This is a genomic window from Shewanella corallii, from assembly GCF_023349125.1.
Taxonomy (GTDB): domain Bacteria; phylum Pseudomonadota; class Gammaproteobacteria; order Enterobacterales; family Shewanellaceae; genus Shewanella; species Shewanella corallii.
Genome location: NZ_JAKIKT010000002.1, coordinates 420,186 through 440,806 on the forward strand (window position 1 = coordinate 420,186; position 20,621 = coordinate 440,806).

General features: G+C 50.7%; 16 protein-coding genes. 5 read left to right on the forward strand and 11 right to left on the reverse strand.

The annotated features are described in order from the left end of the window. The first annotated feature begins 1 nt into the window (after position 1). From L2725_RS07140 to L2725_RS07150, 3 genes are all read left to right on the forward strand, one after another. A complete protein-coding gene (locus L2725_RS07140) occupies positions 2-3,151 on the forward strand; it encodes an efflux RND transporter permease subunit (RefSeq protein WP_249248307.1) in 3,150 nt (1,049 codons plus the stop codon). 121 nt (positions 3,152-3,272) lie between these two features. Further along, entirely contained in the window at positions 3,273-3,875 is a 603-nt protein-coding gene (locus L2725_RS07145) for a TatD family nuclease-associated radical SAM protein (protein WP_249248308.1), read from the forward strand. A 99-nt stretch (positions 3,876-3,974) separates the two neighbouring features. Further along, positions 3,975-6,200 (forward strand): PAS domain-containing protein, encoded by a 2,226-nt coding sequence (locus tag L2725_RS07150; RefSeq protein WP_249248309.1) that lies wholly within the window; start codon positions 3,975-3,977, stop codon positions 6,198-6,200. On the opposite strand, the gene L2725_RS07155 is transcribed toward L2725_RS07150, so the two are convergent. From L2725_RS07155 to L2725_RS07165, 3 genes are all read right to left on the reverse strand, one after another. Next, positions 6,184-7,653, reverse strand: a complete 1,470-nt coding sequence (locus L2725_RS07155) for a hypothetical protein (RefSeq protein WP_249248310.1) — start codon at positions 7,651-7,653, stop codon at positions 6,184-6,186. The two genes, L2725_RS07150 and L2725_RS07155, sit on opposite strands and share 17 nt — an antisense overlap. Before the next feature lie 85 nt (positions 7,654-7,738). Continuing rightward, positions 7,739-8,257 carry a hypothetical protein gene (locus L2725_RS07160; RefSeq protein ID WP_249248311.1) on the reverse strand — a complete coding sequence of 173 codons (519 nt, stop codon included), beginning with the start codon at positions 8,255-8,257 and terminating at the stop codon, positions 7,739-7,741. Continuing rightward, positions 8,250-9,002, reverse strand: a complete 753-nt coding sequence (locus L2725_RS07165) for a winged helix-turn-helix domain-containing protein (protein WP_249248312.1) — start codon at positions 9,000-9,002, stop codon at positions 8,250-8,252. Before L2725_RS07165 ends, L2725_RS07160 begins: the two co-directional genes overlap by 8 nt. 400 nt (positions 9,003-9,402) lie before the next feature. Here L2725_RS07165 and L2725_RS07170 point away from each other — a divergent pair, with 400 nt between their 5' ends. Further along, positions 9,403-10,215: a C-GCAxxG-C-C family (seleno)protein gene (locus L2725_RS07170; RefSeq protein WP_249248313.1), complete on the forward strand. Its 813-nt coding sequence runs from the start codon at positions 9,403-9,405 to the stop codon at positions 10,213-10,215. A gap of 9 nt (positions 10,216-10,224) precedes the next feature. Beyond that, positions 10,225-10,725, forward strand: a complete 501-nt coding sequence (locus L2725_RS07175; RefSeq protein WP_249248314.1) for a hypothetical protein — start codon at positions 10,225-10,227, stop codon at positions 10,723-10,725. A gap of 68 nt (positions 10,726-10,793) precedes the next feature. Here L2725_RS07175 and L2725_RS07180 read toward each other — a convergent pair whose 3' ends face one another. From L2725_RS07180 to tkt, 8 genes are all read right to left on the reverse strand, one after another. Beyond that, positions 10,794-11,333 (reverse strand): hypothetical protein, encoded by a 540-nt coding sequence (locus L2725_RS07180; RefSeq protein WP_115135928.1) that lies wholly within the window; start codon positions 11,331-11,333, stop codon positions 10,794-10,796. Beyond that, positions 11,323-12,069 carry a winged helix-turn-helix domain-containing protein gene (locus L2725_RS07185; protein ID WP_162807097.1) on the reverse strand — a complete coding sequence of 249 codons (747 nt, stop codon included), beginning with the start codon at positions 12,067-12,069 and terminating at the stop codon, positions 11,323-11,325. The genes L2725_RS07180 and L2725_RS07185 overlap by 11 nt, the downstream gene beginning before the upstream one ends. Before the next feature lie 245 nt (positions 12,070-12,314). Continuing rightward, positions 12,315-13,697 carry a sodium:proton antiporter NhaD gene (gene nhaD, locus L2725_RS07190; RefSeq protein WP_249248315.1) on the reverse strand — a complete coding sequence of 461 codons (1,383 nt, stop codon included), beginning with the start codon at positions 13,695-13,697 and terminating at the stop codon, positions 12,315-12,317. Positions 13,698-13,783: 86 nt separating this feature from the next. Further along, a complete protein-coding gene (locus L2725_RS07195; protein WP_249248316.1) occupies positions 13,784-14,539 on the reverse strand; it encodes a DUF481 domain-containing protein in 756 nt (251 codons plus the stop codon). Positions 14,540-14,704: 165 nt separating this feature from the next. Further along, positions 14,705-15,772 carry a class II fructose-bisphosphate aldolase gene (fba, locus tag L2725_RS07200; protein ID WP_249248317.1) on the reverse strand — a complete coding sequence of 356 codons (1,068 nt, stop codon included), beginning with the start codon at positions 15,770-15,772 and terminating at the stop codon, positions 14,705-14,707. A gap of 162 nt (positions 15,773-15,934) precedes the next feature. Next, on the reverse strand, positions 15,935-17,110 hold the full coding sequence (locus L2725_RS07205; protein ID WP_249248318.1) for a phosphoglycerate kinase: 1,176 nt from the start codon (positions 17,108-17,110) through the stop codon (positions 15,935-15,937). A 68-nt stretch (positions 17,111-17,178) separates the two neighbouring features. Beyond that, entirely contained in the window at positions 17,179-18,201 is a 1,023-nt protein-coding gene (gene epd / locus L2725_RS07210; protein ID WP_249248319.1) for an erythrose-4-phosphate dehydrogenase, read from the reverse strand. 229 nt (positions 18,202-18,430) lie between these two features. Then, positions 18,431-20,428: a transketolase gene (tkt, locus tag L2725_RS07215; protein ID WP_249248320.1), complete on the reverse strand. Its 1,998-nt coding sequence runs from the start codon at positions 20,426-20,428 to the stop codon at positions 18,431-18,433. Positions 20,429-20,621 lie beyond the last annotated feature (193 nt).

Genomic DNA, 20,621 nt, shown 5'->3' on the forward strand with positions numbered 1-20,621 from the left:
TATGCAGTTTGATACTTCCAAAGGTATCATCGCCTGGTTCGCCCGCAACAATGTAGCGGCCAACCTGTTGATGATTATCTTGCTGCTGGGTGGCTTGGTCAGTGCGTTTACCATCAACAAAAAAGTGTTCCCCAGTTTTGACCTTAATTACCTGCAGGTTTCGGTTGCCTATCCGGGAGCGGCACCTCAGGAAATAGAGGAAGGCATCAATATCAAGATTGAAGAAGCCATCGAGGACATTTCAGGTATAGAGAGAATAACCTCGGTCGCCTCTGATGGTTTCGGCAGAGTGACGATTGAAGTTGATGAAGACTACGAAGTGCTCGATGTCCTTGATGAAGTCAAACTTCGCATTGATGCGATCGCCACCTTCCCTGCCAATATTGAAAAACCCGATATCTTCCAGATAAATCCCGAGCAAAGCGTACTGTGGCTCTCCATCTATGGTGATATGACCCTGACCGAGATGAAGGAGTTAGCCAAGACTATCCGGGATGAGGTCACTTCATTGCCATCTGTTACCCGCGCCGATGTAGCCGGAACCAGGGACTATGAGATAGGTATTGAACTGTCGGAAGATAAACTGCGGGAGTATGGCCTAACCTTTTCTCAGGTAGCTCAGGCAGTACAAAGCTCATCCATTGACCTGCCCGGAGGCTCGATCCGCGCCGAGGATGGAGACATATTGCTGCGTACCAAGGGACAGGCCTATACGGGTGAGGACTTCGCTAATATCGTGGTCAGCACCCGCGCCGATGGCAGTCGTATTATGTTGCCACAGGTCGCTACTATTAATGATGGATTCGAGGAACGTCTTGCCTATACACGTTTCAACTCAAAACCTGCTGCATTAGTAGAGATTAAGAGTGTCGACGACCAGGATGCTCTCGCCATCTCGGAGCAGGTTAACAGCTATATCGAGCAGCGCCGTGAAACCCTGCCCGCTGGTGTTGAGCTGGATATCTGGGGAGACACCACTCACTACCTGGACGGGCGCCTGAATATGATGCTGTCCAATATGCTTACCGGCGCCCTGTTGGTATTTATTATCCTGGCACTCTTCCTTGACCTGAAACTCGCTTTCTGGGTGATGATGGGCCTGCCCGTCTGCTTCCTTGGCACCTTGATGGTAATGCCGCTGGAGCCTTTCAGCCTGAGCATCAATCTCCTGACGCTGTTTGCCTTCATTCTGGTGTTGGGGATAGTGGTGGATGATGCCATTGTGATAGGTGAAAGTGCGTACAGTGAAGTGGAGCGTGAAGGCCACTCGATAGACAACGTCATTCGCGGAGCCAAGCGTGTTGCCATGCCGGCCACATTCGGTGTACTGACCACTATAGCCGCCTTCACCCCTATGCTTATGGTGTCCGGGCCCCAGGGCGTCATCTGGCAATCCATTGGTGCTGTAGTAGTCCTGTGTCTGGCCTTTTCTCTGGTGGAATCCAAGTTGATCCTGCCCGCCCACCTCGCTCATATGAAGATGCGTAAAAAAACCGGGCACCGCAGCTGGCTTGGTCAGAAAAAAGATGCTTTCAATGCCCGCATTCAACACTTTATCAACCACAGCTACCGCAACTTCCTGGAGAAGGCGATCAAGCAAAGATATAACGTCTTGGCGACCTTTGTAGGCGTCCTGATCCTGTCTATCGCTTTGGTCGCCAGTGGCAAAGTACGCTGGATCTTCTTCCCCGATATTCCGTCTGACTTTATCCAGGTGGATCTGGAGATGGAAGAAGGCAGTTCTGAGCTGAATACCCTCAAAACAGTTATGGCGATGGAAGACGCCCTGTTTGCCATGGATCAACAGATGGTTGAGGAGTATGGCGAAGGCGTGGTTCAGCATAGCTTTGTCTATATGGGATCGCGTACTTCTGCCTTTGTCATGGCGGAGTTGACCAAAGGTGAAGACAGAGCCGTCGATGGTGTCGCCATTGCCGAGGCATGGCGTAATGCCCTGCCTGAGTTGCTGTCGGTTAAATCCATTGAGATGAACGCCAGTACTAATGAGGGTGGCGGTGATATCTCCTTCCGCCTTGAGTCTGATGATCTGGACCAGTTGAAGCTGGCAGCAGCAGATCTTAAGAGCAAACTGGCGGACTATGAAGGCGTATATGATATTTCAGACAACTTCTCCTCAGGTAGTCAGGAGATTCGCCTGGAAATTCTGCCTGAAGCGGAAGCGTTGGGACTGACCCTGTCTGATCTGGCGCGCCAGGTGCGTTATGGCTTCTATGGCTATGAGGCTCAAAGGATTCTTCGAAACAAAGAAGAAATTAAGGTGATGGTGCGTTATCCCTTGGAACAACGCCGTACTGTGGGGCACCTGGAAAATATGATGGTGCGTACCCCATCAGGTACAGCTGTGCCTTTCCAATCAGTTGCGCGCATTGAACTGGGTGAGTCCTTTTCAGCCATTACACGGGTAGATGGTCGCAGAGCCATCACTGTGTCAGCTGATGTCAACAAGAACAAAACTGAGCCATCCAAGGTAGTCTCTGAAATTCAGGAGCAGTTTCTGCCCGAGCTCACGAGCAAATACCCAAGAATCAGCACTGAGCTGGATGGCAGCAGTCAGGATGAAGCAGATGCTATGGTTGCTCTGATGCAGGGCTTCATGTTTACCCTGTTCGCCATCTACGCCTTGATGGCGGTGCCACTCAAGTCCTACAGCCAGCCTCTGATCATCATGTCGGTGATCCCGTTTGGCATGATTGGCGCCCTGTTTGGCCACTTTATTCTCGGGCTATCGCTGAATATTCTGAGCCTGTGCGGTATCGTTGCGTTGGCAGGTGTAGTGGTTAATGACTCCCTGATCCTGGTGGACTTTGTTAACCGCGCCCGCCAAGAGGGACATTCTATCGCCCACGCAGCAGTAGAAGCCGGTTGTCAGCGATTCAGGGCGATTATTCTGACCTCACTGACTACCTTTGCTGGCTTGGTGCCTATCATTCTGGAGAAAAGTCTGCAGGCGCAGATTGTCATCCCCATGGCGACCTCGCTTGCCTTCGGTATTCTGTTCTCCACTGTGGTGACCTTGATTCTGGTACCTACTCTGTACCTAATCCTGGATGATATCCGCAGAACCGGCCGCAAGATCTTTAATCTCTGGTGGCATGGCTCAACTGCAGGCAGGGTTGAGCCCAGCGTTTAATCAGTAAAAGTGAAAAGGCCGCATTTGCGGCCTTTTTTATCTCCGTGTTTTGCGAGCTCTGCGGCAGTGATAAACAGGTGTTCAGGATACACTAGCTCAAAGCTCTCAATAACAGCGCCACATGAAATCTTCAACACTGGTTTATGATATCCGCAACAGCCGTTACCTGAACATTACCGGTCGCTGCACCCTGAGATGCGTTTTTTGCCCAAAGCAGCAGGGCTCGACTCAGGTGCATGAATACCAACTTAAGCTCGATACCCAGCCCTCCCCTGACGACATCATCCCCCTGCTTGGAGACGTTACTCAATTTGATGAGTATGTTTTTTGTGGTTACGGCGAACCCACCCTGAATCTGGATACCTTGCTGATAGTGGCCAAAGAGATAAAGGCCAAAGGCGGCAGAGTCAGAGTCAACACGGATGGGCTGGGAAATCTATTTCACAGGTGCAATATCCTGCCTGAGTTGGCACAGTGCGTTGATGGCCTGTCTATCTCCTTGAATGCTCACAACGAAACTGTCTATCAGACTCACTGCCAGCCGAAGTTAAAACACTCCTGGCAAGCGGTGAATGAGTTTATTCAGCTGGCCCCGCAATTTATAGACAAAGTTCAGGTGTCTGCCATCGATGGGTTGGAGGGCGTGGATATTCCTGCCTGTCGGGCACTGGTTGAAGCTGCGGGCTGTGAATTCAAACACAGAACTTTAGATATTGTGGGTTGAATCTGGCTCCAATCACCCGGGTTGGACTTTTGTAGCAGCAGAGCGCAAGTCGCTGAAATCGTGTTAACATGTCGCCAGAATTTTGTGAGTCTGCCTAACATGCTGAAACGAAACCTAGCGCCTGCATCCAATCAATCTATGCTGCTGCCCTCACAGGGCCCGAGATGGTCCAGACAACGTCTGCTGGGGATCAGCGCCCAGCTTGCCATGTTGCTGCTCCTGGCGGTGCTTTTTACCAATGTGATGATCACTCTCGGGGAGCAACGTCTGCGTCAGGACTGGGCAACCCAGAGATACAGTGAACTGCAGACCGTAGGCACCCTGCTGGCCGACAAGGTTAACTTTCAGCAATTCAGAACCCGTATTTTTGCCCGTGGCGAACTTCTGAGACAGTACCTGGAGACTCCCAGCGACACCCGTAAAGCCCTGATACTGGATCACTGGCATACATTGGTCCACAACATGCCGGATCTGCTGGGGGTCGCGCTGTATAACCCTTCCGGGAGGCTGGAATTTGCCAGCTCAGATATTTTTGGTGATGCGAGGCTTCCAGCCTCACTGCTCGGTGGCAACCGCACCATGGGCGGCAAGGATATCTATAACTCCCCGGTAGAGTTGGTCGCCAATCAAGGGCAGCTCGAACCATTTATGTATCAGTTAGCATGGCTGGAAAACCCTGACCAGAGTGTGCGTGGCTATCTGGTAACCTACAACTCCCTGTCCCGAACCCTGACCAGCGTCAGACCGGCTTTTGCCGGAAAGCACTCTCCATTGATGCTGTTTGATAACCAGGGGCTCATGTATATAGGCCCTGGCACTCATAATGATGACAAACTGCCTGCCATTCAGGGTGAATCTCTGGCCGAGACCTACCCGGAACTCTGGCAGCAAATGAGCGGCAAATACTATGGTCAACTTCATGAGCAAGAAACCACCTATGTTTACATCAAGGTTGAGTTGGCCACCCAGTATGAGACCAAACGCGAGCTCTACCTGGTTAGCTATATCAAAGATGGGGAGGTAGCGGCCAAATTTACACACTGGCGTCATATCCTGCTCACCTTCGCAGTCGTTATCACCCTGGTCTCAGCAGGAGTGATAGTGCTGTTCCATTTGTACAAACTCGAACAGAGATCAAGACTGCTCAATATTGAACTGAGTCGCGGCCTGTTCAACACGGATGCGGGCTGGATGATAGTCGGCGACAGCGGTCGCATTATCAAAGCCAACCGTGCAGCAGCTCAGGCTCTTAAGCAGGAAACCGATGCTCTCGAAGACCGAAGTCTGCAATGGGCACTGCAACTGGATGATACGACCTACCGGGAAGTCACTGCTCTGCTGAATGCCACCGCCTACTGGCAGGGAGAGGTTGACCTTAGTGGCCACGGTGGCTCAACCGTCCGTACCCGTATCCGTAAGCTGATGTTGCTGGACCAGAGAAAAGAGTACCTGCTGGTCAATATCGACAACATTACTGAGTTGACCCAAACCCGTCATGAAGCCTTCCTGTATCGCATGATGACTGAAGTAGATACGGCGCTGGCACTGACCGATGCCCAGGGTAAAATTCTCAAGATGTCCCCTGAGTGCCTCAGCCTGCTGCAATTGGAAAGCGGTCAACAGTGTAACCTTGCCGACTGTCTGGATGATCAGGGGCAAGGGCAATGGCAACGTATCTCGGAGCAACTCAACGCTCAGGGCTTCTGGCGAGGACAGATCTCCTGTAATCACAGAGGCAGTGGTGACGCAGGGCTGCAAGCCAGCCTGAAAGCAATCGTCAATCATGAGGGCGAGGTCGAGTATGTGGCCTGCAGCTTCAATGAGTGCTCGCAAAAGGGACTCGCCACAGACAGCACCCTGCCTCACCGCTCTACCGTGTTGGTTAATCATTCCAATCTGATACGCTATTACGAGTCTCTCGCTGTGGAGGCCCGTGACAACGCCAGTGTCATGCTGTTGGATGTGACCCCATCAAGAATGTTGAGCCATATGAGTGATATCGGTCAGCTTGAGCAAAGAGCCAACCAGATCGAAATTCAGTTGTTGAGGGAGCTCCCCAGAAACTACCAAATGTCCCATTGGCAGTTAGGTAAGTTGATTGTGGTTATGCCCAATACACATCCCAACAAAGCACATGAGTTTGCGGAACATGTTCTGCATAAGTTGGCGGACCTGGGATTGGCTGAAGGCCTGAGTATCGGAATTGCCGCCAACCAGCCAGAGCAGAGTCTGCAAAACCTGCTGGACAATGCTGAAGTAGCCTTGCGCCGGGCTAAGCAGCCGGGTGAACAGAATATCTGCCAGGCCTTTACCCGCTCTCTTTAAGCGTATCACGCACAGAGGAAGCCGACCCGCCTGAGATTCGGCTTTCCATCTCACGGCCTGTGTGTTTGGACTCTATCGACGCCACGCCGTCGGGCACCTCGCTTTGGGTGATCTCCACAATATTGGAGCGATTCATGGTGATTTTGTAGCGGGCAAATCTGGGGGCTGACTTGCCCTCTTTTAAAGACACGACCACGTTAACCTGGTAACGCCGCTCAGCGGAGTCGTAACTGACTTTACTGTCCCTTTCCTGGTAAACCTTGGCCTTACCCCTTTCCAGATAACGGGCAAAGGGAACCAAAGAGAAACTCACCTGTTCCTGCAGCATGTTGTAGCCACTCAGGAAGGAGTCTTTCTGCACCCTGGTGTTGACGCCATAATGCAATATCTCCGCGTCCACCTTGTTCTGACGGTGACGGCGCTTAAGGATCTCATCGACTTCAGCAGGCAGATCCTGTGGGGTCATAAAATCAAGCCAAACCAATTGTCTGGCGACGGCCATACCACTGGTGGTATCCCGCAGAATACGGCTCCACCTCGGCCTGCCCCGCTGGATACGACGCCACATAGCATTTCGGATATCATCCTTGAATACCTCACGAAAGGCATAAATGACTGCCAGGGTAAACAGCATGGCAATGGTCAAGCCACTGAGCACGCCCTGGGCCTTCAGGATCAATGCTGATACCACCAGCATGATAATGCCGGTAGCAAACCCTGTGGTCGCTTTCTTCAGCCAGGTTCCCAGGGTTTTACTTTCCTCTTTAAGCACGACACCACGCTGGATAAGACGTCTGAGCAGCAGCATCTTGTTGGATATACGGTTGGCGTCCTGCACTGTGCCGGAAGAGTTGTAGTTGCGCTCAAGACGATAAGCAGACTCATTGCGACAGACAACGAAAATCTCGTCTCTCAGTTCTGTGTAACCACTTGATCTCGGGCGCTCAGACATCAGCTTCAGCAGTTGTTGTTCACAAAACCAGGAGAGGTAGTTGTCGGCATTCTCGAAATAGGATTTACGCTTCTCTTCCGAAGGCTCACTGCGGCGAAACTTCTTCAGCGTCGATTCAACCTGTCTGGCAAGATCCACTACCGAAGGATAAAAAAGCTCTGCCTCATTCAGATGTTTCAGCTGCTTGGCATCATTCTCAACTGCAATCGCAAACTGGTAGGCAAACAGGTTGAGGTAAAGACGAAACTCCTCAATAGTGCGCTTACTGAGACTGACAAAACGACTTTGCACCAAGGGGATATGCAGGCCTTCAGAATAATAGGAACGACGGCCCAGAATACCGCTGTGAAAGTACTCTTGCTCATCGAAGCTTTTAGGGTTGATCCCCATCTCGTTGGGCAGGGAGAAGTAGAGGTCGACACGGCAGTTGGCGTTGACTTCCAGCAGGTGGGTAAACTTAATGGAAAGCGCTTCTTCCTGTTTAATTTCAATACTCGACACGTTTTCACCCCCCCAAATACTGCCAGTCTCAGCGCCGCATAAGCTTACTCTGAATCACCACCCGGTTAAATGGGGCTGGCGATGCTTATTGCATCAATCGGCACCCACATACGGTATTGCTGGGCTGGAACAGCACTATGGCGTAGTCGTTGGTATCGTCTTTATCGAGTATCTCTACACTCAGCCCTTGCTTGCCCTTGTCATTGGTATTCAGGCCACTGATATAGGAGATGTATTTGAAGTGAGAAGGTAACTCCTCCCTGGCAACAAGCACAGACTCCTGTTTTTTATGCATATTTAAAGTATAGAGGCGATTATCAGCAGACACAGATTTTAATTCGCCGGACATGGCAACCATACTCAAAATTTTTCCCTGTATATCAAAATACCTGTAATTCAACTGCACTGAGTTTCCTTGCATATTCAGATCCACCAGCAAATAACTGTCATGCTCTCCAATACGGGCCCGGTCAAACAGCTCAGAAGAGCAGTTCATCATCAGTGTCCGTTGAGACTCTTCACCCATCACCCGGATAACCCCGGCAATTGTGATTACGAGAGTTGAGAGCACAGCCGCCAACATGCAGAGATAACCTTTACTCACAGATACCTTCCTGTTGCAGCCACACCGGATTAATAAACTCTCTGGGTTCCCGGGAGTCGCTTATCTTAAGGTTACGCACCTCAGGTTGCCCGTGACGGTTACCTCTCACAGTAATATTCAACACCTGACCGTCATGGGACAGCGACATGTACACCTGTTCCCAGGGAGGTTCAATACAACTCCCCAGAGCCAGTTTCAGTTGCTCTGCCTGTTGCAGCAACTGGCTACTGTTGGTCTTTGACTTTGTAAACAGGGAAACGCCAATGGACTTTCCTGAACCTGTCATCACCTGGCTGGAATACAGGGGAGAATCACTGACCTGGGTGACAGTATGCGAAACAAAAAACAAGCGGTGAAGGCTCCAGATACCCACGGTGGCAGCGATAGCTATCCCCAATATCAGCGCCGTATACAAGCATAGAGAGTTGGGTGGAGAGCCTTGCGAACGAAACTGTTCAGGCTGTGGCAATAGTAAATATCCCTGTCCTTTGACCGTCTCAATCAGGTACTCAAATTGAGGTCCAAGGTGACTTCTAAGAATAAATACAGCCCTGGCAACTGAAGACTCGCTCAATACAGCTCCTTCTCCCTGCCCCTGTCTTAGCACCTGTTTGCAGACAACGGTCCCCCTGTGTCTGACAAGTAAACGCAGTACCTGCAGCTCTGCTCTGGGTAAATTCCAAATATCATTCGAGCCTGTCAGGGTTCCCTTTACTTCATCGAATTGGCAATTGCCGATCAGCATTGTTTTTACTCTTATTAACAATACCTTGCCAGTGTAGACAGCTTAAATCAGGTGAAATGTGATCCATTGTGGGATACAGGATCACCGATAACAGAAACGCGGACTGGCTTTTACAAATTGAGAATAAGATCACTTCTTTTCATTGAGCTGAATAAGCGGATAAAAGTGGATGAATTTACATGAATAACACAAATATACAGGTGTGAATCACATTCTAATCGATTGTAGCGAGTGAACAGTGCCACACTAAACTGATTTGATGTAATAGCCTGTAGTCAAAGCCAAAACCTCATCGGCGCTCATTCAAGCTACAGAGATCACATTCTTCATCATCCTGCGTCATAGACTGGTTTCAACTTCGACCAGTATGAAAGTCGACTGAACAATAAGGATGGAGACGATGAAGATGAATAGACGGGATGCCTTGCATCATATTGTTGGTATCAGTGGCGTAGCCGTTGGCGCTTCTCTGTTGCCCAATTCGGTTATCGCAATGGAGACAGGCTACATCATACAGCCGGGAGAAAAGCTCAGGTACGTACCTCTTGATCCTATGACAGTGGCCAAACTGGCATACAATACCGGCAATGGCTGTATGTACCAGGTTTTTCACTCAGTGATCTATAGTCTGGGTCAATCCAACAGTGTTGATGCTGAAAAGTTCAGAACCATACCTACCGCATTGGCAGCCTATGGCTGGGCGGGTGTAATGGGGCAGGGCACCATATGCGGCAACCTCAATGCGCTGGCTATGTTGGTCAATATTCTTGATGATGTGAATGGCCAGCAAAGTGCATTGGTTGATGCCATGTACCGATTCTTTGAGCGAGAAACTCTGCCTTACTCCCATAAAGAGTTCATTGATGGGATAGGCTCCACTGATGACAAGACGCTGGAAGTGGGCCAATCCTCTATTGCCAATAGCATCACCTGTCACTCCTCTATCAGTAACTGGTCCAAAGCATCAGGAAAGTCCTTCAGTCAAAAGAAAGAGCGTTGCTATCGCCTGTCAGCGTCTGTAGTGCATAAGTTGGTGGAGCTACTCAACGCCGCCCACAATGGCGCCGATATTGCCCAGCTAACCGGCCTGACAATCACAGAAGAAACCGCCCAATGTCAAACTTGTCATTCCACCAGCAAGCCGCTGGCGCCTGCCTCCAGCGTAAAAACCAATATGGAATGCACTACCTGTCATACTGGCCATTTTTTCTAAGGAGGCAGCATGAAATATCTTTGTACTGCAGCCATTTTGGCATCACTGATTCTGGTCGCTGGCTGCGATGACGATGATGACGAGCCAGTTGAACCGCCATTAACTGTTGCCAATATAGATACAGCTGCCAGCTTCGAGTTGGTGATGAACAACTTTGATGGTCCGAGCGGTGAACTGGGGTTCACTCTGGTCCACGATCAAGGTGTGCGCCTCAATGGCGCAGCTTCCTACACTATCCACTATTTGGGAATGCCAGCCGAGCCTTCAGTTAAACCCAAGTCCTGGAAGAAATGGCACACTATCAATACGTTCAGCTGCCAGGCTGGCCAGACTGAACCGTGCCAGGGAGCGCTGGATGCTCTCGATGATGAAGGTAACTACAGATTTATTGCGGACGGGCTGAACTGGGATAAATCTGCAGTAGATAGCGCCGTAGGTGTGTATAAAGTCGCAGTGGAAGTTCACGGCGCATTGGCAAGTAATCCAGTTGAGTTTTACACAGCGGAATAACCTTGCAGGGAAAGCTGCTTTGCAGCAAAACAACAAAGGCGCCATTGGCGCCTTTGTTGTTTTGGGAATTAATCTGCCTGGATATCACAGGCCCAGATATTATTTCCCGGGGTAAAGTTCAGGATAGCAAACCCCTGTTTAAGGTCCATTTCCGACATACGTAAAGTGAAGGTCATCCCCTGATTAACCCGCTCAAGAAAATCCAGGTTATGCTCGAGAATTTTTTGCAAATAGTAAGGCCGCTCAGCAACTGAGTCATCGCTCACCACTTCACCTCTGGTCACTCTGATATGCAGGATTAACGAGGACACTTCAAAGTCAGTAATCTCACCATACATGCGAATACTGCCCTGATACTGTTTATTCTGGAAATAGTCGTAGCTGATAACAGCTTCACCATCTTTACTACGCACCTTCAATTTAACTGAACGTTCGATATCATCAGCACTTCCCTGCTTATACAGAGCGGCGCGGCAGGTCAGGTTCCAGTCTTCTTTTTTATCAGCGATACCATGTAATCCAAATACCACCAACAATATGGTTAACATCATTACAGCAAGCGGCCAGATTTTAACGCCCTTGCGATCAAGCAGGGGACTAACGTTCACATACCCCTGCCTTTTCCAGCCAGGCTGGATTGATAAAACTGATATTCACGTCTGTAGCAAACACTTTGATATTTTCATACTGGGGAACACCGGCGACACGTTTCAACAGCAATATGTTAAACATGCTGTCGTCACCGGAAAATGATACAGAGACCTCATCCCAGGACACTCTGTTGCATTGCTTGAGCTGATCGATAAAGAAAGACACCTGCCCTTCCCTGTCTTTCCTGCCGGCAATACGGGGAACCGGATACACATGAACCGGTATCAATTCACCACTTTGCAAGCTCACCTGATGGGTGTAATAGCCTTCTATATTCTTCGGTGTATCCACCTCGGAATAGAGCCAGAACACCATCACCAGAATCACTGCCGTCAGTAAACTGTATAGTAGAATTGACATCGCCTGGTTGGGAGAGTCTGTCAGGCTTGAGCTGTTATGCTTAAGCCTGCTGTGCAACATATAGCCCTGATCGGCAACAGTCTCCAGCAAAGGCGCATACTTATCCCCCATAAAACTTTTCAGCTTATGGATGATATCGATTAATTCCAACTCGGGATTTTCATGCTGTTCCAGCACAGACAACAGCGCCTGTCTGGATACCACCTTATTCTGGCAGGTCACCAGCAAATCAAGCACATTGAACTCGTCGTCTGTTAAAGACAGCACTTGCCCATCGGTCCGGCCGACCAACTGTCGTTTTGCTGTGTCGAACCAACAGCCGCCAATCTGCATTGAAATACTAGCTCCAGATAACATTCAGGAGCATAGTATAGCGAGCAAAACCAAGAGTCTGGTACAGTCAGTGGCGGAACCGTGAACAAGCCGACAAAATTTCTTATTTGCGATTCGACAACCTACATATTAAGCCGATTTAATATGTAGGCCTCTATTTATCAAATATTTAATAATCAACAACTTAAATAACAAACAAAAACACAGTGCAATTAAGCAACAAAATCACTGCAATCTGGCCATTTCTACATATTCAACCAAATATGGCAGCCAATACTGGCGAAGTATCCCAGCATAATAGCCGGTGTCCATTTCAGGTGAGCACTGAAAGTGTAAATCCCCCTTGCCTGCCCCATTAACGCCACACCGGCAGCACTGCCAATCGAGAGCAAACTTCCTCCAACACCCGCAGTCAGAGTCACCAGTAACCACTGCCCTAAACCCATCTCCGGCTGCATAGTGAGCACCGCATACATCACGGGGATATTATCCACCACAGCTGACAGGATACCCACGGCAATATTCGCCAGAGTTGTGTCCCATACTTGATAAATCAGCTCAGAGGCCACCGCCAGATAGCCCATAATCGACAGGCCGCCGATACAGAGCATCAGACCATAGAAGAACAACATGGTGTCCCACTCCACCTGAGAGATTCGGCTGAAGATATCGAAGGGCTGACGACCACTCAGATAGGCAATCTGGGCATCATCTTTATTGGCCCTGGCCGCTTTCATCTTAAGAGCGATAGAGCGGGGAAAACTGCGGCGCAGGAAATAACCGAAAAACTGCAACAGGCCCAAACCTATCATCATGCCCAATACTGGTGGCATCCCCAGCACGGAATGAGCACTGACCGCACAGGTAATAGTAATCAGAAACAGTGCAACAATGCGTAGCGCACCCCGTTTAAGGATCACCTGCTCCTTTTCCACTGCAGGTTTGGCATTACCAACAAACAGGCTCATGAGTACAGCCGGTACCAGGTAGTTAACAGCTGATGGCACAAACAAAGCAAAGAACTGAGTAAACTCAACCATCCCTTTTTGCCATACCATCAAAGTGGTGATATCGCCAAAAGGGCTAAAGGCACCGCCAGCGTTGGCGGCCACCACAATATTGGTGCAGGCGATGGCGATAAATTTAGGCTGCCCCTGTCCCAGCTTGGTCACCACAGCGCACATCAGCAAGGCTGTAGTGAGGTTATCCGCCACAGGAGAAATGAAGAAGGACATGACTCCGGTCAACCAGAATACCTGCCGAAGACTCAAACCTTTGTTTACTATCCACACTCTCAACGCATCAAATAGCCCACGTTCCTCCATGGCACTGATATAAGTCATGGCCACCATCAGGAACAAAAACAGCTCCGTATATTCAAGCAAACTGTGCCTGAATGCAGCCTCAGCCGTCGCGGACAACCCCGCGGATGAATAAGACAAGGCCACCACCACCCAGATAATGCCTGCGGCCAGCAGCACAGGTTTAGACTTTTGCAGGTGCAGAGACTCTTCGGCAATCACCAGTACATAGGCCAGCACAAACACCACAAGAGCACAGATTCCAGCGACGGAGGAGGTTAAATCAATAGTAGCCAGGGTTGAAGCCTGGGCAAGGGCGACGGACATAAACGACTCACTTCTACAGCAGGTGGCCGACTACATGACTGACCTGAATAAAAAAATGCCCCGGCTTATCAGACGGGGCATTTGGGTTAAAACGCGTACAACAAGGTCATATTGGTTTCTGTGTCCGTGGACTTTTTCCCATCCAACGGCTTTTCATCATAACGAACCACAAATGACAGTTTCATCGCCAGCGCGCCAATAATGTTGGCGGTCAGCGAGGTTTCAGAGCGAGCCAGCAGTTTATCGCCATAATCGGCTACGAACCTTTGCTTAAAGGTAGAGTTATCACTGATCTTGCTCTCGAAGTTAACCACACCATGAGCGACTACACTGTCTTCTGAGCTAACGCCCTGCAATGCAGCTTCTTCATTTGTCAGCTTTTGGTATAAGTAACCAGGACCAACTTCCAGATCCAGGAAGGTCGCTTCGGTCTCATAGGCACGATAGCCATAACCGGCGGACGCAGTCAGGGTATAGTCATAACCGGTCGAAGGATCGCGGTAATAGTTGGCGTTGGCAAACGTATAATTGCGGGCATCAAAACGGTAATTACCCTGGAAACCCGCCTGATAACTCTCATTTTCAGTGGTACTGCCATCGTCACTGTCGGTGTTCTCGTTATAAAGAGCTTCCAACAGATAGTTGTTTTCCCAGTTGCCCAGCTCATGTTTCATGCTCAAACGAGCCTTGATGGACGAGCTTTCGCTGTTACCAGTAGTCAGAGTACCACCCAGCTCAGCTTCACCGGCGAAGGTTTTGTCACCTTCAACAAAGTCCGCTCCCGCCAGGGCAGAAAAAGGGAAAACTGCTGTGATTGCCAGCATACTCAGTAATTTATTCATCGGACATCTACTCCTGTATGGAATTCTCCCAAAAAAGTCCCGAAAAATATTAACATTGAAGCAACGATTTAGCCATCTTAGCATCGCAAAACCATCAGGTTTATTGGCATTTAGTTGTAGAAAAGCCCGCATAAGCGGGCTCTTTAGTATGGAACCTTTGGAATATTAGAAATTCACTTTTGGATCCAGCTCACCAGTCTGGTAGCGCTTGTACATGGCTTGCAGTGACATAGGCTTGATCTTGGAAGCCATACCGGCACAACCAAAGGCTTCGTAACGTTCTGTACAGACGTCAGCCATAGCGATCATGGATGCCTGCAGGAACTTACGAGGGTCAAATTCACTTGGGTTTTCAGCCAGGAACTTACGTACCGCACCGGTAGAAGCCAGACGCAGGTCAGTATCGATGTTGACCTTACGCACACCATGCTTAATACCTTCAACGATCTCTTCCAATGGCACACCATAGGTTTCAGGAATAGCGCCGCCGTACTCGTTGATGATCTGCAGCCACTCCTGAGGTACAGAAGAACTGCCGTGCATAACCAGGTGAGTGTTAGGAATACGGGCGTGGATCTCTTTGATGCGGTCGATACGCAGTACATCACCGGTAGGCTTGCGGCTGAACTTGTAAGCACCATGGCTGGTACCGATAGCAATTGCCAGCGCATCAACATGGGTATCAGCAACAAAACGCGCCGCTTCTTCCGGGCTGGTCAGCATCTGGTCATGGCTCAGTACGCCTTCAGCGCCGATACCATCTTCTTCACCGGCCATACCGGTTTCCAGGCTACCCAGACAGCCGATTTCACCTTCAACGGATACACCACAGGCGTGGGCAAATGCCACTGTCTTGCGGGTAACATCTACGTTGTAGTCATAAGAAGCCGGCGTCTTGCCGTCATCCATCAGCGAGCCGTCCATCATCACAGAGCTCATGCCCAGCTGAATAGAACGCTGACACACGTCCGGGTGAGTACCGTGATCCTGGTGAATACACACAGGAATGTCCGGATACTGCTCCAGCGCCGCATTCATAAGATACTTAAGGAACTGAGGACGGGCATACTTACGGGCACCGGCAGAAGCCTGCACGATAACCGGGCTGTCAGTCGCTTCAGCAGCCTGCATGATGGCGCGCATCTGCTCCAGGTTGTTAACGTTGAACGCAGGTACGCCGTAACCGTGCTCTGCAGCATGGTCCAGCAGCTGACGCAGTGAAATTAAAGCCATAACTTTTTTGCTCCAATATATAGGGTGAAGTTACTCACCGAGGTCTCTATCTTGGTTCTATTTTTATTCTGTCAGGCCGAAGCCTGACAGGAGGATGCTTGTATTTATTATTGTGGAATCTATTTCAATGCTTGTCGAAATAGTCGGGTGTTCCACTTATTATCAGGCGCCACGTGCTTCCAGCATGGCAACAGCAGGCAGCTCTTTACCTTCCAGGAACTCCAGGAAAGCGCCACCACCGGTGGAGATATAAGACACCTTATCGGCGATGCCATACTTATCTACCGCCGCCAGAGTGTCACCACCACCGGCGATAGAGAAAGCGCTGGAGTCTGCAATCGCCTGGGCGATACGCTTGGTACCTTCCCCGAACTGGTCAAATTCGAACACACCTACAGGGCCATTCCATACAATGGTGCCCGCTTTAGCGATGATGTCAGCCAGCACCTGCGCACTATCAGGGCCGATATCGAAGATCATATCATCGCTGTCTACCTGAGTAACTGGCTTAAGCACAGCTTCAGCCGCAGGACTGAACTCTTTGCCTACAACCACATCAGTTGGCACAGGAATGCTGCCACCACGACTCTGAGCGTTAGCCACCAGACGCTTGGCTTCATCTACCAAATCAGCTTCAAACAGAGATTTACCCACACCATGGCCATCGGCCGCGATAAAGGTGTTGGCAATACCACCACCCACAACCAGCTGGTCAACAATGCCGGACAAACTTTCCAGCACAGTCAGCTTGGTCGATACCTTGGAACCGCCGACAATGGCCACCATAGGACGGGCTGGGTTATCCAGTGCTTTACCCAGGGCATCCAGTTCAGCCGCCAGCAAAGGACCGGCACAGGCCACCGGGGCGTACATGCCAACACCATGGGTCGATGCCTGAGCGCGGTGAGCCGTACCAAAGGCGTCCATCACGTACACGTCACACAGGGCCGCCATCTTTCTGGACAGGGCTTCGTCGTTCTTTTTCTCGCCCTTGTTGAAGCGTACGTTTTCAAACACTACAACTTCGCCAATACCAGCCTGCACTCCGTCCAGATAGTCAGTTTCCAGACGTACCGGACAATCCAGCGCCTTGGTCAGGTAGTCAACGACCGGCTGCATGGAGAAGGCAGCATCATATTCGCCTTCAGTAGGACGCCCCAGGTGAGACATCACCATCACTGCTGCGCCCTTTTCCAGCGCCAGCTTAATGGTTGGCAGCGACGCGCGCAGACGGGCATCACTGGTCACCACACCATCTTTCACAGGTACGTTCAGATCTTCGCGGATAAGCACGCGCTTACCGGCAAGATCCAGGTCTGACATCTTGATAATCGCCATTAGGGATTTCCTCAAACACTGTTAAAAAACAAAAAAAGACTGCCGCCTGAGCGACAGCCGGAATGCTGTTAACTGCCTGACTTGTCGGCGTTCATCATCGCCAGACTGGTGTCCAACATTCGGTTGGCAAAGCCCCACTCGTTGTCGCACCACAAGAGCATTTTCACCAGATGTCCATCACTGACACGGGTCTGGGTACCATCCACCACGCTGGATCTCGGGTCGTGGTTAAAGTCGCATGACACCAGTGGCTCATTAGTAAAACCGACTATGCCCTTGAATCTGCCCTTGGTCTGGGCTTCCAATTCGCGATTAACCTTATCAATATCCACCCGGGTATTCAGCGTCACAGACAGGTCGATGGCGGTGACATTCACTGTCGGTACCCGCACCGAAATCGCCTCAAACTTATCCTTCATCTGCGGCAAAATGCGCTCAATACCGCGGGCGAGTTTGGTGTCGACGGGAATAATGGACTGTCCGGCAGCGCGGGTTCGGCGCAAATCGTCATGATAGGCATCAATCACCTGCTGATCATTCATTGCTGAATGGATAGTGGTAATGGCGCCACTTTTCACGCCAAAGGCTTTATCCAACACGTCGATAACCGGCACCAGGCAGTTGGTAGTGCAGGAGGCGTTGGAAACAATATGGTGGTCTGAGCGCAGGCTGGATTGATTAACGCCATACACAATAGTGGCGTCGACATCAGGCGATGAGGGGTGACTGATCAATACCCGCCCGGCGCCAGCTTTGAGGTGTGACTCACAAGCGGTTCTGTCAGCCAGGGCGCCGGTACACTCAAGGACAATATCCACCCCCAAATCACCCCAGGGCAATTGGGTGGCATCCGCCTGGTGCAGAAGCTGAATTCTGTCGTCTCCGATCACCATCACGCCATCTTCGTGCTCAACTTCGTGAGCAAAGCGTCCGTGAGTAGTGTCGTAGCGGGTCAGGTGCACCATAGCTTCGGGTGTCGCCAGCTCGTTAATGGCAACCAACTGGATCTGCTGCCGCTTACCCGACTCATAAAGAGCCCGCAGGACCGAGCGGCCTATACGGCCATATCCATTAATGGCAATCCGAATCATGGGGCAGTGATGCTCCTTTCCGTGAACTCTGGTTAAGTCATATCAAGTATGCCCGGCATCACCTGCATACTTGATAGGACTCAGTGGCTGACTGTAAAAGCAGTGCAACCAAAGAGATATAAAGACGGCCTACCCTGTCCGGGTAAGCCGTCTGTGCCGCTCAGTGCTCTATTTGAACACAGCAGCGTATCTTATTCATCAACAACTTAGCTGAACGTAACTGAAATTATCAGGCCAGCAGGCTGTTGGTGGTTTCAACTACATTTTCAACGGTGAAACCAAACATCTTGAACAGCTCACCGGCAGGAGCAGACTCACCGAAGGTGGTCATGCCGATAATGCGACCGTTCAGACCCACATACTTGTACCAGTAGTCGGCGATACCGGCTTCAACCGCCACGCGGGCAGTCACAGCTGCAGGCAGAACCGCTTCTTTGTATGCCGCATCTTGAGCATCAAACAGGTCTGTACATGGAATAGACACCACGCGAACCTGACGGCCCTGGGCAGCCAGCTCAGCCTGAGCCTTCACCGCCAGTTCAACTTCAGAACCGGTAGCGATAATGATGGCTTCCGGAGTGCCTTCACAATCAACCAGTACATAACCACCCTTCTCAACGGCAGCCAGTTGCTCGGCAGTGCGTGGCATCTGTGCCAGGTTCTGACGGGAGAAGATCAGAGAGGTTGGGCCATCTTTACGCTCAATGGCGTGTTTCCAGGCGATAGCAGACTCAACCTGGTCACATGGGCGCCAGGTGCTCATGTTAGGGGTCATACGCAAAGAAGCAACCTGCTCAACCGGCTGGTGAGTCGGACCGTCTTCGCCCAAACCGATAGAGTCGTGGGTGTAAACCTGAATGTTCTGCACCTTCATCAGTGCAGCCATACGCATAGCGTTACGGGCATACTCCATAAACATCAGGAAGGTCGCGCCGTATGGTACGAAACCACCGTGCAGGGCAATACCGTTGATGATGGCAGTCATACCAAATTCACGCACACCATAGTGCAGGTAGTTACCTGAAGCATCTTCCGGGGTGATGGACTTGGACGCTGAGTACATGGTCAGGTTGGATGGTGCCAGGTCAGCACTGCCGCCCAGGAATTCTGGCAGCATCTTACCGAAAGCTTCCAACGCGTTTTGAGACGCCTTACGGGAAGCGATATCAGCTGGGTTAGCCTGCAGCTCTTCGATATAAGCTTTTGCCTGAGCATCGAAGTCTGTTGGCAGCTCACCGGCCAGACGACGCTTGAGTTCAGCAGCCAGCTCTGGGTGAGCGGCTTCATAGGCAGCAAACTTCTCATTCCAGCTCGCTTCCTGAGCCTTACCGGCTTCTTTGGCATCCCACTGACCATAGATGTCTGCTGGGATATCGAAAGGACCCTGTTCCCAACCCAGGAACTCACGGGCTGCAGCAATTTCGGCATCACCCAGTGGTGCGCCGTGACAGTCGTGGCTGCCGGACTTGTTTGGTGAACCGAAACCAATCACTGTCTTGGTACAGATCAGCGTTGGCTTGGAGGTTTCAGCCTTGGCAGCTTCAATAGCGGCATTAATTGCATCGGCGTCGTGACCATCAACAGCACGAATAACATGCCAGCCGTAGGATTCGAAGCGGGCTGGAGTATCATCAGTGAACCAGCCTTCTACGTGACCGTCGATAGAGATACCGTTGTCATCCCAGAATGCGATCAGCTTGCCCAGACCCAGAGTACCGGCCAGAGAGCAGGCTTCGTGGGAGATACCTTCCATCAGACAGCCATCACCCATAAATACATAGGTGTTGTGGTCAACGATATCGTGACCTTCGCGGTTGAACTGAGCGCCCAGCACCTTCTCGGCAATCGCCATACCTACACCATTGGTGATGCCCTGGCCCAGAGGACCTGTAGTAGTCTCTACGCCTGGCGCATAGCCATACTCAGGGTGACCTGGAGTTTTGGAGTGTAGTTGACGGAAGTTTTTCAGATCTTCGATGGACAGGTCATAGCCTGACAGGTGCAGCAGAGAGTAGATAAGCATTGAGCCATGGCCGTTTGACAGAACGAAACGGTCGCGGTCGGCCCAAGTTGGGTTGGATGGGTTGTGCTTTAAGTGATCACGCCAAAGAACTTCGGCAATGTCAGCCATTCCCATCGGCGCCCCCGGGTGACCGGAATTGGCTTTCTGAACGGCATCCATACTTAACACACGGATTGCGTTGGCGAGTACTTTACGGGAAGACATGCTCTCTCCTGCTGATTTAATGAAACACCATTTCATTTCGCACAACTGATAATCAGGTTAACGAAATGATATGGTGCTCCCCGGTCCTGAACGGGGCCATATTTTCCCCTATGTATCGGTGCATACGCAAATAAAATTATGCCGGTATGTGGCGCGGGTTCGATACAGGCCCCCTGCTTTTAACAAGTTCCCT

Excerpts from the sequence above, each read along its gene's own strand:
- L2725_RS07175 (WP_249248314.1), top strand. The coding sequence starts at position 10,225 with ATGAAATATCTTTGTACTGCAGCCATTTTGGCATCACTGATTCTGGTC.
- L2725_RS07170 (WP_249248313.1), top strand. The coding sequence starts at position 9,403 with ATGAAGATGAATAGACGGGATGCCTTGCATCATATTGTTGGTATCAGT.
- L2725_RS07145 (WP_249248308.1), top strand. The coding sequence starts at position 3,273 with ATGAAATCTTCAACACTGGTTTATGATATCCGCAACAGCCGTTACCTG.
- tkt (WP_249248320.1), bottom strand. The coding sequence starts at position 20,428 with ATGTCTTCCCGTAAAGTACTCGCCAACGCAATCCGTGTGTTAAGTATG.
- L2725_RS07150 (WP_249248309.1), top strand. The coding sequence starts at position 3,975 with ATGCTGAAACGAAACCTAGCGCCTGCATCCAATCAATCTATGCTGCTG.
- L2725_RS07195 (WP_249248316.1), bottom strand. The coding sequence starts at position 14,539 with ATGAATAAATTACTGAGTATGCTGGCAATCACAGCAGTTTTCCCTTTT.
- nhaD (WP_249248315.1), bottom strand. The coding sequence starts at position 13,697 with ATGTCCGTCGCCCTTGCCCAGGCTTCAACCCTGGCTACTATTGATTTA.
- epd (WP_249248319.1), bottom strand. The coding sequence starts at position 18,201 with ATGATTCGGATTGCCATTAATGGATATGGCCGTATAGGCCGCTCGGTC.
- L2725_RS07165 (WP_249248312.1), bottom strand. The coding sequence starts at position 9,002 with ATGCTGATCGGCAATTGCCAATTCGATGAAGTAAAGGGAACCCTGACA.
- L2725_RS07140 (WP_249248307.1), top strand. The coding sequence starts at position 2 with ATGCAGTTTGATACTTCCAAAGGTATCATCGCCTGGTTCGCCCGCAAC.
- L2725_RS07185 (WP_162807097.1), bottom strand. The coding sequence starts at position 12,069 with ATGCAGATTGGCGGCTGTTGGTTCGACACAGCAAAACGACAGTTGGTC.
- L2725_RS07205 (WP_249248318.1), bottom strand. The coding sequence starts at position 17,110 with ATGGCGATTATCAAGATGTCAGACCTGGATCTTGCCGGTAAGCGCGTG.
- fba (WP_249248317.1), bottom strand. The coding sequence starts at position 15,772 with ATGGCTTTAATTTCACTGCGTCAGCTGCTGGACCATGCTGCAGAGCAC.